14 protein-coding genes and 1 pseudogene are annotated in these 11,731 nt (G+C 60.2%); 8 read left to right on the plus strand and 7 right to left on the minus strand.

Going from position 1 to position 11,731, the window contains the following annotated elements:
- The first annotated feature begins 39 nt into the window (after nucleotides 1-39).
- The 3 genes from AC1DON_RS17875 to AC1DON_RS17885 all read left to right on the plus strand — a co-directional run bounded on the left by AC1DON_RS17875 (nucleotide 40) and on the right by AC1DON_RS17885 (nucleotide 1,935).
- Entirely contained in the window at nucleotides 40-519 is a 480-nt protein-coding gene (locus AC1DON_RS17875; protein WP_476936175.1) for a DUF805 domain-containing protein, read from the plus strand.
- 64 nt (nucleotides 520-583) lie between these two features.
- Nucleotides 584-1,399, plus strand: a complete 816-nt coding sequence (locus AC1DON_RS17880; RefSeq protein WP_476936176.1) for an enoyl-ACP reductase FabI — start codon at nucleotides 584-586, stop codon at nucleotides 1,397-1,399.
- Between the two features lie 134 nt (nucleotides 1,400-1,533).
- Nucleotides 1,534-1,935, plus strand: coding sequence for a metallopeptidase family protein (locus AC1DON_RS17885; protein ID WP_476936177.1), 402 nt, complete (start codon nucleotides 1,534-1,536; stop codon nucleotides 1,933-1,935).
- Here the strand turns inward: AC1DON_RS17885 and AC1DON_RS17890 are convergent.
- The 6 genes from AC1DON_RS17890 to AC1DON_RS17915 form a co-directional block, all read right to left on the minus strand.
- A complete protein-coding gene (locus AC1DON_RS17890) occupies nucleotides 1,932-3,164 on the minus strand; it encodes a multidrug effflux MFS transporter (protein ID WP_476936178.1) in 1,233 nt (410 codons plus the stop codon). The genes AC1DON_RS17885 and AC1DON_RS17890 overlap by 4 nt on opposite strands.
- Nucleotides 3,165-3,251: 87 nt before the next feature.
- Nucleotides 3,252-5,282, minus strand: coding sequence for a glycoside hydrolase family 97 protein (locus AC1DON_RS17895; RefSeq protein ID WP_476936179.1), 2,031 nt, complete (start codon nucleotides 5,280-5,282; stop codon nucleotides 3,252-3,254).
- 94 nt (nucleotides 5,283-5,376) lie between these two features.
- Nucleotides 5,377-6,057, minus strand: a complete 681-nt coding sequence (locus tag AC1DON_RS17900; RefSeq protein ID WP_476936180.1) for a glutathione S-transferase family protein — start codon at nucleotides 6,055-6,057, stop codon at nucleotides 5,377-5,379.
- A 95-nt stretch (nucleotides 6,058-6,152) separates the two neighbouring features.
- Nucleotides 6,153-7,232: a saccharopine dehydrogenase family protein gene (locus tag AC1DON_RS17905; RefSeq protein WP_476936181.1), complete on the minus strand. Its 1,080-nt coding sequence runs from the start codon at nucleotides 7,230-7,232 to the stop codon at nucleotides 6,153-6,155.
- Nucleotides 7,222-7,842: a DUF4166 domain-containing protein gene (locus AC1DON_RS17910; protein ID WP_476936182.1), complete on the minus strand. Its 621-nt coding sequence runs from the start codon at nucleotides 7,840-7,842 to the stop codon at nucleotides 7,222-7,224. Before AC1DON_RS17910 ends, AC1DON_RS17905 begins: the two co-directional genes overlap by 11 nt.
- The gene (locus tag AC1DON_RS17915) at nucleotides 7,839-8,225 is read right to left on the minus strand and encodes a DCC1-like thiol-disulfide oxidoreductase family protein (RefSeq protein ID WP_476936183.1); all 387 of its coding nucleotides are present in this window, start codon (nucleotides 8,223-8,225) and stop codon (nucleotides 7,839-7,841) included. The genes AC1DON_RS17910 and AC1DON_RS17915 overlap by 4 nt, the downstream gene beginning before the upstream one ends.
- On the opposite strand from AC1DON_RS17915, the gene AC1DON_RS17920 reads away from it, so the two are divergent.
- Nucleotides 8,224-8,778, plus strand: coding sequence for a DUF2269 family protein (locus AC1DON_RS17920; protein ID WP_476936184.1), 555 nt, complete (start codon nucleotides 8,224-8,226; stop codon nucleotides 8,776-8,778). The two genes, AC1DON_RS17915 and AC1DON_RS17920, sit on opposite strands and share 2 nt — an antisense overlap.
- An 88-nt stretch (nucleotides 8,779-8,866) precedes the next feature.
- Nucleotides 8,867-9,490 carry a glutathione binding-like protein gene (locus AC1DON_RS17925; protein WP_476936185.1) on the plus strand — a complete coding sequence of 208 codons (624 nt, stop codon included), beginning with the start codon at nucleotides 8,867-8,869 and terminating at the stop codon, nucleotides 9,488-9,490.
- A 3-nt stretch (nucleotides 9,491-9,493) separates the two neighbouring features.
- Here the strand turns inward: AC1DON_RS17925 and AC1DON_RS17930 are convergent, their stop codons facing one another.
- Entirely contained in the window at nucleotides 9,494-9,958 is a 465-nt protein-coding gene (locus AC1DON_RS17930; RefSeq protein WP_476936186.1) for a DUF4442 domain-containing protein, read from the minus strand.
- Between the two features lie 152 nt (nucleotides 9,959-10,110).
- Here AC1DON_RS17930 and AC1DON_RS17935 point away from each other — a divergent pair, with 152 nt between their 5' ends.
- The 3 genes and pseudogenes from AC1DON_RS17935 to AC1DON_RS17945 all read left to right on the plus strand — a co-directional run.
- Nucleotides 10,111-10,707, plus strand: coding sequence for a cytochrome b/b6 domain-containing protein (locus tag AC1DON_RS17935; protein ID WP_476936187.1), 597 nt, complete (start codon nucleotides 10,111-10,113; stop codon nucleotides 10,705-10,707).
- On the plus strand, nucleotides 10,707-11,471 hold the full coding sequence (locus tag AC1DON_RS17940; RefSeq protein ID WP_476936188.1) for a molybdopterin-dependent oxidoreductase: 765 nt from the start codon (nucleotides 10,707-10,709) through the stop codon (nucleotides 11,469-11,471). Before AC1DON_RS17935 ends, AC1DON_RS17940 begins: the two co-directional genes overlap by 1 nt.
- 100 nt (nucleotides 11,472-11,571) lie before the next feature.
- A pseudogene (locus AC1DON_RS17945) lies at nucleotides 11,572-11,731 on the plus strand (IS481 family transposase); the annotation flags it as partial.

An 11,731-nucleotide genomic window follows, 5' to 3' on the forward strand; every position in this document is an offset into this window, starting at 1 on the left:
GTGGCGTGATTGTCTTCTCGTAAACAGGGGGAAGACATCATGTGGGCGTTTCTGTTCGACGGACGGCTATCGCGGATTCCTTATGCGCTGATCGCGCTTCCTTTGAGTCTTGTGCAGTATCTGACGCCGGTCGTCTCGATGTATGCGCCGATGTTTTTCGACAAGGTCTTCGACGCCGATCTTGTCAGCTTTCCTCGCTACGCGATCGCCCTTTCCTTCGCCCTCGACCTGCTTGTCCTGGTTCTGGTGGTCGTCAGTGCCAAGCGCCTGCGCGACATCGGTCTGACGGGCTGGCTGGCCCTGCCGATCCTGCTCAAGCTTGTGTTGGGACTGGTCGTCGGTTTTCTTAAAACGCAGGCGATTGCTGACGGCACAGTCGTTGATCCGGGCACGCAACAGGCCCTGACTTGGGCGCTGCACGGCCTCTACTACTATGGTTATGCCCTGGCCCTTTTCCTGATGATCGTGCCGGGACGCCGCAGGCAAACACATGCGATGAAGCCCGCCTCGGCACTGTAAGACTTGCCATTGCCAGCGATATTTGCTCAAACCGCGCATCAAAATTCTTTGTGAGGATGCGACGATGGCTGAAGACGGTTGGGTATTCCCCAAGGGCGAACTGATGAAGGGCAAAAAAGGCCTGGTCATGGGTATCGCCAATGACAAGTCCATCGCCTGGGGCATCGCCTCGCAACTGGCCGCGCAAGGCGCCGACATGGCGTTTTCGTATCTGGGTGAGTCACTGCTGCGCCGCGTTGAGCCGCTGGCGCAATCAGTCGGCGTCAAGCACCTGATCGAATGCGACGTCACCTCGGACGATTCTATGGACGCGGCCTTCGCCAAGCTGAAAGAGATTTATGGCGAGATCGACTTTGTTGTCCACTCGATTGCTTTCGCCAACAAGAACGAACTGCAAGGCTCGTTCGTCGAGAACACCACGCGCGACAGCTTCCTGCTGGCCCTGAATGTTTCGGCCTTTTCATTCGTTGACGTCTCGCGCCGTGCAGCCGAAATGATGCCGAACGGTGGCTCGCTGATCACCCTGACCTATCTCGGCGCCGAGCGAACCATTCCGAACTACAACACCATGGGCGTCGCCAAGGCGGCCCTGGAAGCCTCGACGCGCTATATCGCCCGCGACCTGGGCCCCAGGGGCATCCGCGCCAACGCCATCTCGGCCGGCGCCATGCGCACGCTCAGCCTTGCCGGTATCTCGGGCGGCCGCGGCCTGCACTCCAAGAGCGGTCAGTTCTCGATGACCAAGACCGAAACCTCGATGGAAGGCGTCGCTGGCTGCGCCTTGTGGCTGGCGTCGGACCTGGGTCATTCCACGACCGGCGAAGTCGTCCACGTCGATGGCGGGTTCCATGCGGTCGGTCTCCCCGACGGCTTGGAGTGAAAATCGCCATCCTTGCGGGACGGCCCGTGCCGCCGCTAATACGCAGTCTGCGCTTGCAGGTACCTTGAGTACCTGCGGCGCTTGCCGGCTATTATTCGACTCAAGGCTGACTATTTTCAGGTCCGGAGGATGTGATGGGGTTTGGCCTGGCGCCGACATTGGAAGATATCGAAACGATCGCGCGGACGGCGCTTGAGCGCTTGCCTGAGCCGTTCGCCGGCCATCTGCGCGGCGTCGTGCTGATCGTCGAGGATTTTCCGTCCGAGGAACTGCTCGAAGAACTAGGCATCGAAGATCCGTTCGACTTGACGGGCCTGTACAGCGGCCGGCCGGCTGAGCTTGAGGCCATGACAGGCGACCTGCCGCCGATGATCCATCTGTTCCGGCGGCCGATTCTCGATGAATGGGCAGATGGTGGCGTGACGCTGGAGGACCTGGTGGTACACGTTGTCGTTCACGAAGCCGGGCACCATTTCGGCCTGTCAGACGACGATATGGAATGGCTGGAAGCGGAACTAAAAAGCCCCGTCCACTAATTTTTAAAGAGACGGCCCTTTTCGCCAGCCGCAACCAGGGCCAGCGCGATCAGTCCGCAGATCAGCGCGCCGATTGGCAATAGCGACACGTTACCCGCCCAGTGCTGGCCGATCCACGCCGAGATGATGGCAGCGCCGACCGTAACGACAACGCCCTGGATCGACGAAGCCGTGCCGGCGACATGGCCGACCTTTTCCATGGCGATCGCAGAAAAATTCGACGTCGTCAGGCTCATCGCGCCCATGGTCAGGCCTTGCAGGACCACGAAGACCCAGATGGGTTCGTGCATCAGGCTGGCGATTGTAAAGTGGATCGCGGCAAACAGGATAAAGGCGCACAGGGCCGAGTGCGAGATGCGTTTCAGGCCCAGCTTCTCAACCAGGGACGCATTGAGCATGGAGCCTCCGGCCATCGTGGCGGCGCAGGCGGCAAAAACAGCGGCCATCCAGCCGGGTTCCTTGAAGAAATCGTTGAAGACCTGCGGCATCAGCGAGACATAGGCCAGCAGCGAACCGACAAGAAACGCCATGGAAATGGTATAGACGACCGATGACATGTCGGTGACGACAAAGCCACCAACGCGCTTCAGATGACCGATATCCGGCTTGTGACGGTTCTCCATTGCCAGTGTCTCAGGCAGGCGCAGCCACGCCCACAGGGCGACCACAGTCCCCAGGAAGGCCATGACCAGGAAGATGACGCGCCAGTGGGCGAACATCAGGATCAGCTGGCCGAGGCTGGGCGCCAGGATCGGCACGATCAGAAAGACGACGTAGCTCATCGACATGACCTTGGCCATCCGCGGTCCGGCATAGAGGTCGCGCACGACAGAGCGCGTCACCACACCCGTGGCTGAAATGGCCAGGCCCTGCAGCAGGCGCAGGGTGAGCAGCAGTCCGAAATCGTTGACGAAGGCAGCGACCAGGGCCAGCACAACGTAAAGCACGATGCCGGTCACCAGCAGGCGTTTCCGCCCGAGCCAGTCGGACAGGACGCCCATGAACAGCTGGCCGACGCCAATGCCGCCGAAATAAGCTGACACGATCCATTGCAGGTGATTTTCGACCTGCACGTTTAGCTCCGCGCCGATGGCGGGCAGGGCGGGCAGCATGGCGTCAATGCCGAGAGCGCCGAGCGCCATCATGCTGGCGATCAGGGCGACAAATTCGGCAAAGGAGGGCTGCGCGGGCGCAGCCTGTCCGGCGGGAGCTTGCATGGGGGCTGACATGCGCTCCCTATACGCGTTTTTGTGTGCAGATGCGAGATGAAACGAAGTTCCATCTGCAACAAGTGTCAGTGAGTGTTACAGCGCGGGTTACTTCTTTTTCCTTACTTTCGCCTTGGCTGCAAGCGTCAGGGTCGCGATTGCACCGCCCGAAGGCGCCAGGGTCAGGGTCAGGTTCTGGCCAGCATCGACCGTCTGTTCCGACGCCGTGAGGCTGTTCACATCGGCGCCGTCCTGAAGGATAGCAGCCTTGTAGCTGCCAGCACCGAGGAAGCTAAGCGGTACGGTAACCGTTCGGCCCTCCTCATTGGTCATGGCGCCGACATACCAGGTGTCGCCCGAACGGCGGGCGGTAACGATGTACTGGCCTATATCGCCGGACAGGACGCGCGTTTCGTCCCAGGTCGCCGGGATCTTGGTGATGAAGGGGGCGCCATCCGCCCATGAACCATCCGCCTTCTTGTAAGCGCCCGGACCGTCGGCCAGCATGCTGAACGGTGAGTCGTAGACGACGTACATGGCGACGGCCTGGCCGCGCGTGGTCTGGACGAACGGGTCTTTGTTGCGCGGCGAGAATTCGGAGGGGTTCACCGAACGGAAGCCACCCGGCGTATAGTCGATCGGCCCGAGAATCATGCGCGTATAGGGCAGGGTGACATTGTGGGTGGCGGTAATGCGCTTCGACCACTTGTTGTACTCGGCGCCCATGACGCCTTCCTGGGTCATGTAGTTTGGGTAGGTGCGGTTGAGGCCCGTCGGCGCGAACGCCCCGTGCAGGTCGATCATCAGCTTGCGGTCAGCCGACTTGCTGAGCAGCCTGTGATAATAGTCGACAATCGCCTGGTCGCTGCGGTCCATGAAATCGACCTTGATGCCCTTGAGGCCCCAGGCCTGGAACTGGTCGAGTGCGGCGTCCATCTGCTGGTCGAGCTGCTGCCACTGCGCCCAAACCCAGATGCCGATACCGCGGTCCTTGGCGTATTTGACGATGGCCGGCATGTCCATTTCCGGCTTGGCCTTGGTAATGTCGGCATTAGGATTGGCCTCGGTCGAGCTGCCGACCGACCAGCCTTCGTCGATCAGCACGTACTCAAGGCCGGCCTCCTTGGCGAAGTCGATATAGGCCTTGTAGCTTTCAGTGTTGACGCCAGGATTGGGCACATTGACCGACCAGCCGTTCCACCAGTCCCAGGCTGCCTTGCCGGGCTTGATCCACGATATATCCTTGATGCGCGAGGCTTCCGCCAGTTGCGGGATCAGCGTCGAAGCTGTCAAGGCACCCGGCGTATCGCCGATCATGACGACGCGCCATGGTGTCCGGAAGGCGGTGTCCGTCAGGGTCAGCTTGGCGGCGATTATACGTTGACGTGCGCCGGGGTCGTTGTCGAGACGCGGAGAGGCTATGACCTGAACGCCATTGTCTTTGTCACCGCCACCAATGCGCGACAACAGGGAAGCCGGGTAGTGTTCGACATCGGCTTCGGCCAGGGCGAAGGTCGTTGTGCCTTCGCCGGTCTTGCACACCAGCGGGTAGTCGAACAGGTTGTGCGGACGGATCTGCGAGGTCTTGACCTTCTCGAACTCGCCTTCATGGCTGGAGTTGAAGCGGCCGAGGTTCAGTCCCCAGCAGTCATAGTCGGCCGCGAACATGTAGCGCGTCGATTCTTCGGTGACGTTGACGTCTGCGCCCAGGCCACTCTTGGCATCAAAAGCGTAGCGCACGGCCGCGCCGCTGTCGTAGGCGCGCACGATGACCGAATAGGTCAGGGGTGTGGCACCACCCTGGGCAAAGGTCAGGGTGCTCTCGTTATAGCGATCAGCGATGTCCCTGGTCTTGCCGACGACCAGTTGAAAGGTCTGATTGACCGATCGATCAGCGGCATTTTTAAGCGTCTGCGGGCCCTGGCCAAAAGCACCCTTGTCGGTGCGCAGGCCCAGAGGCGACGGCGAGATGATCGCCTTGCCATCACGGTTAACGGCATAGGTTACGCCACCATCGCCATATTCGACGCTGATCTGCACGCGGCCATCGGGTGACGACACGGTCTTGGTGGCGGCCTGTGCGCCGGTGGAGGCTACCGCTGCGCAAAGGGCAATAAGGCTCACGCGTGTGAAGGACATGGTTCGGGCTCCCTGATCGTTCAAAAATCGTTGTTCTTGTTATCGATTACAACGACCATAATTTGTACGATATTTTCGCGCAAGCCCATCTCCGTCATTTGGCGCGGTAGTCGGCGATTATCTCCCCTGACGCTGCAATTTCGGCTTCGTGCGGCAGGTCGCGCTGAGTTTCAGCCAGGCCGGCCTGGTACCATTCGACCATGGCGGGCAGGGCCAGTATCCGGTCGACATAGGCACGCGAGGTCTCGCTCAACTCGAAGCCGACGCCATAGGTCTGGATGCGGAAAACGACCGGCGTGAAGAAGGCGTCCACGGCGGTAAAGGCGTCTCCGGCAAGGAACGGACCGCCGAAGTTGGTGAGGCCGGTCGCCCACAGGGCGTCGATACGGGCCAGGTCGCGCATCAGGGCCGGGGGCGTGTCGTTGAGCTTGACACGGATGCCGACGCTCATCGAGCAGATATTGCGTAAGGCGGAGAAACCGGAGTGCATCTCGGCAGCGGCCGAACGGGCAAAGGCGCGCGCGGCCTTATGGAGCGGCCACACGGTGGAGTGGTCCTCAAAGACATATTCGGCGATGGCCAGCGAATCCCACACTGTGATTGGGCCATCGACAAGGGCTGGAACCAGGGCTGTCGGCGAGAAGGTCGAGAAGCCCGGGCCCTGACCGAAATAGTGCTGGCGTTCGGTGAAGGGAATGCCGAGCGCCTTCAGGAGTATCCACGGCCGCAGCGACCAGGACGAATAGTTCTTGTTGCCGATATGCAGTTCGTACATGGGAGGCTCCTCTGATTGGGTGCCGCGTTTTTGCGCCCCTTTGCCCGAATTAACGAGAGGGTATTTCCGCCAATCGCCCCAAACAACCGGCCAAATTAGTAGGTCGCGATGTCGAAGCGCTGGAGCTCGGCCAGATAGTCCTCAAGCTCGACCAGTCCGACGCACGCCCGCGCACCCGGTGACAATGCCGGGTCCTGTTCATAGAGCCGTTTGGCTAGCAGGATGGCTGGTACGCATGGAATTTGCGGTCCATCGCCGGACCTGGCGACGATCGCCCATTTCTGCGTCAAAGGCCGCCCGTCCGGGCCGACGCCTTCCATGACCACGTGCATGCCGCCAACATCGCTGCCCAAGTTGTTGAAAGCATCGCTGGCGGCCAAGAGCGGCTTGGCGAGTTTCACCAGGTTCAGCGGAAAATGACATCGCACCAGCCACGACATCGCCCACAATCCGACGTGCAAAGCACTGATCTCCAGCCCGGCGCCAAAGCGGATATCGCGGAGGCCATAAGTCTCGGGCAACAGGTCAAGGTCGGGCACGTCGCAATTGGCCAGCCAGCGCTTGCCCATGACTGGATAGTCGTAACGCCGCAGGTCCTGCCAGCCATAGGCCTTTGGGTGGCCGGCGAAGGGGCGCAGGCGCTTGCCGACGTAGCTCATAATGGCGCGCGTCGTGGCCAGCCCACGCTCGGCCTTCTGACCGGGCGAGATGCCGAAATCGAGGCGATCCAGCCGGCCAAAGCGCGGCCGGAAGTGTTCAAGCACAGCCGAGGACAGGCCGGGCACGGTACTGGCACCGCTGATCAGGCTGACGCCGGCGGCCTTGGCGTCGGCATCGAGTCCACGGAACTCGCGCACGAAATCGCGGCCGTCTGCCAGGTCGATATAGTGGACGCCGGCGTCAATACAGGCCTTGGCGGCGCTGTAATCCGCCCCCTGGAACGGACCGCAGGTGTGGACGACGACAGACGGTTTTTCCAGCTTCAGCGCCGCCAGCAAATCCTCGTTGATATCGAGGCGCAGGCCACGCGCGCCGGGCAAGGTAGCCGCCAGCGCTTCCGCACGGTTCCAGTCGCGGCCGGCGATAATGACTGGCACATTATGGCGGCTGAGCGCGATGGCGATGCGCTTGCCGAAATTGCCGTAGCCTCCCAGGATCAGGACTTCACCGGTCAAGCGTCACCTCGGTCACCCGGAAGTCGCCTTCATAACCGTAATCCATGGCCTTGCCGAACAGGCTTCCGGATGTTCCCATCCGCATGCGGAAACTGTCCTCGCCGGTCGCCTCTTCGAAGGCGTCGCCCCGCCCCATGAACAGCTCCCCCAGGCCCAGCAGCGGCACATCGACGCCCAGTATACGCCAGACATAGCCCTTGTGCCTGAGCAGCACCTTGCCGTCTTCGAACCTATAGCTGCACCGCCAGCCGATGCCGCACGGCATATATTCGGTGACGTCATGCGGGCCGCGCGGCATCAGCCGTGAGCGAAAGATGTATGGCTTGCCCGGAAAGGCAAAGCGCCGTTCGAAAACAAAGACATTGCTCTCGAACTCGCTCAGGAAGTGCACGGTGCAGGCGATATTGTCGCCGTCGCGCGGCGTCAGCATGCCCAGCGCACCCATAACCGGTGCCATTCGCTTCATTAGCCAGCCCATGCGGATCGTCAAATGGCCTTCGACCGTGACCCAGTCGCGTGTATACGGCCGGTTGGCGTAGTGCAGCTTCATGGCGGGCGGCAGGGCGTCCCACTGTTCCGCGAAAACTTCGGCAAAGGTCGGTTTCATCATATCGGCGTGCGCCCCATAATCTTCAGCACGGTATTGCGCAGGAATTTCATCGCCGGGTAGGCGAATCGGACCGTCTGCCGGTTGCGAAACAGGGTGACATTGAGCCTGTTCAGCCAGTCATTGTCCGAGCCGAGCATGGCCATGAGATGCAGTGCTTCGGTGCCGTGGTAAAGTCGGCCGTTGAACCTGGCGACAATGCCTTCGTTGAGGTCGAGCTTCGCTGCGGCGATCGCCTGCATGATGTCCGTGTCGCCGGCGTCGCGCGCATTCACCACCTGCAACGTGCCGACAGATTTTTTCAGACGGTACATTTGGGCCGTCGCCGAGCAGAACGGACAGTCGCCATCATAGACGAGCCATAGGGTGTTGGTCGGATTGCTCATGACAGATCAACGGGTTAAGGTTTCCGACCTTAACATGCAGGGGGATGACGGCAATGAAGAACTGTGCGGCATTTGGTTGCATCGAACCATGACCTACCTGCTAATCAAATGGGTCCATATCCTGTCATCGACCATTATCTTTGGCACGGGATTGGGTTCCGCCTTCTGGATGTTCGTCGCCAACCGATCGAAGAACGTTCCCGCCATCGCCTTTGCCACGCGTACCGTGGTGCTGGCCGATTGGCTGTTCGTCGCGCCGACGGCCGTGCTTCAGCCGTTGACGGGTTTGTATCTCGCCCATCTCGCTGGCCATTCGCTGACAGCACCTTGGCTGATGGCTGCGATCATCCTCTACATCTTCTCAGGCGCCTGCTGGTTGCCCGTAGTGTGGTTCCAGATTCGCATGAAGCAACTGGCAAACGCCTCGCTGGCGGCGGATGAACCCTTGCCGGCGCAATATTGGACGTTCGATCGCTGGTGGATCATCCTCGGCAGCCTGGCCTTTCCGGCCTTTATCGTCATCTTCTGGCTGATGGTTTTCAAACCGTCCTGAGACAACGGGCCTGGGGATAAGTCGTGCGATCCTATTGCATGATGCAGTCATCTGCCCATGTCTTTGCACAACGCAAAGGAGAGACAGCATGATCGACCTCTATGTCTGGGGCACCCCCAATGGCCGCAAGCTCACCATCATGCTGGAGGAGCTTGGCGAGCCCTACAATACGCACAAGGTCGATATCTCAAAGGACGAGCAGTTCGCGCCGGAATTCCTGAAGATCTCGCCGAACAACAAGATCCCCGCCATTGTCGATACTGACACTAACGGCGGGACGCTGAGCCTGTTCGAATCCGGCGCCATCATGATCTATCTGGCCGAAAAATACGGTCGCTTCCTGCCCGATGACAGCCGCTATACTGCCATCCAGTGGCTGATGTGGCAGATGGGCGGGCTAGGGCCGATGATGGGCCAGCTTGGCTGGTTCGTCGTGTCGGACAAGTCGCAGACACCGACCGGCGTCAACCGCTACCACAACGAAACCGAGCGCCTGTTCGGCGTGCTCGACAAGCGTCTCGGTGAGGCCAAATACGTGGCCGGCGACGACTATACGATCGCTGACATGGCCATCTATCCGTGGATTGCCCAGTACCGCGTCCGCGTGAAGGACCACGTCGAGCCGCTGCTTCAGGCACGCCCGAACATCCTGCGCTGGATGGAAGAGGTCGGCCAACGCCCGGCCGTTCAGCGCGGCATGCAGTTGCCTTAATGGCTATTGGTTGCCCGGCTTCCTGGCGTCCTTGCGGCGGACATAGAGCACCTTGTGGACGCGCGCGACCACGACGCCATCCTCGTCGATGATATCGACATCGTATTCGGGTTCGGTCTTGCCGCGCGCATCAGCATCAGTCTTGACACGCGCGATCTCGTCCGGCGGGATATGGAAGACGGCGCGGACATTCTTGCGGCCGGGCTTGAGGAACTGGATCGACGCCGCCTTGTCCCAGACGATATAGCCGGGCCCGAGATTGTTCATCAGAATCGCCACAAAAAACGGGTCGCACATCATGTAGAGCGCGCCGCCGAACTGCGTGCCGAAGATGTTCTTGTTCCACCAGCGCAGCTTCATCTCGACCGTGACGGTGGTGAAGTCGCGGGTTACGCTGATGACGCGGATTCCCGCGCCGATCAGTGGCGGGTAGAGGTTGATCAGTTTGAAGCGGTCTGCCTTGGCCATACGAGCAATGCGCGAAAAGTGTGAAGCGGTTTTCGCAAAGCGCTGCGAAAAGCATGGATCGGCCTTTAATATACTGATCAGTACAAAATTCAAGATGTAACCTGAACTTGGTGCCGTGCGTATATATGTTAAGGTGCGACACGGAGGGGCAAATGGCCAGAGGCGAACCCAGTATCCATCCATGGTGGCTTCGGCTGGTTCATTGGACCAACGCGGCCGCTGTCGTCGTGCTTATCATGAGTGGCTGGCGGATCTATAATGCCACCGGCTTCATGGGCTTCAAGTTCCCGAAGGACATCACGCTCGGCGGCTGGCTGGGCGGCGCGATCCAGTGGCACTTTGCTGCCATGTGGGTGCTGTTCGCCAATGTCCTGATCTATGCGGTCATGAGCACCGTCACGAAACGCTGGAGCCGCCAGTATTTCCCCCTGTCGCCAAAGATTCTGTGGGACGACGTGGTGGAGTTCGTACGTGGCAAGCTGAGCCACGCCGATCTCAGCCATTATAACGCCATCCAAAAGCTGGCATACCTGTTCGCCATTATCGACCTGGTCGTGCTGGTCGCATCGGGCCTGGCCCTGTGGAAGCCGGTGCAACTGTCGTGGCTGGCGGCAGTGGTTGGTGGTTATGAAGGCGCGCGGCGGGTCCATTTCTTCGCCATGACCGGCATCTGCGCCTTTGTCGCCGTGCATGCGGTGATGGCGCTGCTTGTGCCGAAAACCATCAAAGCCATGATCTGGGGGCGATAATGGACGATCAGATCAAAAACGACGAGGAAGCCATCCTTAAGGAGGCCAATGGCCTGCTGAAAGACCCCGGCAAGCGCCGGCTGCTTGGCAATGTCCTGACGCTGGGTGGCTTGTCGCTGGCGACCGGTGTGACGTTGAACCACTATGGTTCCGTCAAAAAGATGCTGGAAGCCGTGTCGCGCTTCAACGACGAAGCGCAAGGCGTAATCTTCCATCCGTCGAGCCGCGCGATTGAATATACCGAAGCCGACGTCACCAAGCCGTTTCCGTTCAACGCCTTCTATGCCAAGAGCAAGGCACCGGCCGTCGATCCCGCGACCTTCCGGCTTGAGCTGTCGGGCAAGATCCAAGACCGCCGGCCGTGGACGCTCGATAAGCTGCATGCCCTGCCGCAGACCTCGCAGATCACACGCCATATCTGCGTCGAAGGCTGGAGCGCAATCGGCAAGTGGGGCGGTGTGACCTTCGCCGAGTTCCTCAAGCGGGTAGGGGCCGACACGACGTGCAAATATGTCGGTTTCAAATGCGCCGACGGCTATTACACCTCGATCGACATGCCGACGGCGCTGCACGCCCAGACGTTGCTGACGTTTACTTTCGGCGACGAGATATTGCCGCGCGAGTACGGCTTCCCGATGAAGCTGCGCATGCCGACCAAGCTGGGTTACAAGAACCCCAAGCACATTGTCGAAATCTGGGTGAGCAACATCTATCCCGGCGGCTACTGGGAGGATATGGGCTATAACTGGTTCGGCGGAAGTTAGTGCAACTCCCTCCTCCCCATTGTTTAGTCCGGGGACATAGGTGACATGTGTTCGGAGACATGGGTGACACTTTAGGCATGGAATAGCTGAGGAGCTTGCCATGCCTTGGAATGAGGTGTCGGTCATGGATCGCAGGCGGGAGTTTTTGAGTTTTGCCAGTCAGGCAAATGCGAACATTGCGTCGCTTTGCCGGTCTTTCGGGATTAGCCGGAAGACGGGTTACAAATGGGTGGAGCGGGCGTTGTCAGGGCTTGGCGAGG

Source organism: Asticcacaulis sp. P4_H10, from assembly GCF_056400965.1.

Excerpts from the sequence above, each read along its gene's own strand:
- AC1DON_RS17875 (WP_476936175.1), top strand. The coding sequence starts at position 40 with ATGTGGGCGTTTCTGTTCGACGGACGGCTATCGCGGATTCCTTATGCG.
- AC1DON_RS17880 (WP_476936176.1), top strand. The coding sequence starts at position 584 with ATGGCTGAAGACGGTTGGGTATTCCCCAAGGGCGAACTGATGAAGGGC.
- AC1DON_RS17885 (WP_476936177.1), top strand. The coding sequence starts at position 1,534 with ATGGGGTTTGGCCTGGCGCCGACATTGGAAGATATCGAAACGATCGCG.
- AC1DON_RS17890 (WP_476936178.1), bottom strand. The coding sequence starts at position 3,164 with ATGTCAGCCCCCATGCAAGCTCCCGCCGGACAGGCTGCGCCCGCGCAG.
- AC1DON_RS17895 (WP_476936179.1), bottom strand. The coding sequence starts at position 5,282 with ATGTCCTTCACACGCGTGAGCCTTATTGCCCTTTGCGCAGCGGTAGCC.
- AC1DON_RS17900 (WP_476936180.1), bottom strand. The coding sequence starts at position 6,057 with ATGTACGAACTGCATATCGGCAACAAGAACTATTCGTCCTGGTCGCTG.
- AC1DON_RS17910 (WP_476936182.1), bottom strand. The coding sequence starts at position 7,842 with ATGATGAAACCGACCTTTGCCGAAGTTTTCGCGGAACAGTGGGACGCC.
- AC1DON_RS17920 (WP_476936184.1), top strand. The coding sequence starts at position 8,224 with ATGACAGATCAACGGGTTAAGGTTTCCGACCTTAACATGCAGGGGGAT.
- AC1DON_RS17915 (WP_476936183.1), bottom strand. The coding sequence starts at position 8,225 with ATGAGCAATCCGACCAACACCCTATGGCTCGTCTATGATGGCGACTGT.
- AC1DON_RS17925 (WP_476936185.1), top strand. The coding sequence starts at position 8,867 with ATGATCGACCTCTATGTCTGGGGCACCCCCAATGGCCGCAAGCTCACC.
- AC1DON_RS17930 (WP_476936186.1), bottom strand. The coding sequence starts at position 9,958 with ATGGCCAAGGCAGACCGCTTCAAACTGATCAACCTCTACCCGCCACTG.
- AC1DON_RS17935 (WP_476936187.1), top strand. The coding sequence starts at position 10,111 with ATGGCCAGAGGCGAACCCAGTATCCATCCATGGTGGCTTCGGCTGGTT.
- AC1DON_RS17940 (WP_476936188.1), top strand. The coding sequence starts at position 10,707 with ATGGACGATCAGATCAAAAACGACGAGGAAGCCATCCTTAAGGAGGCC.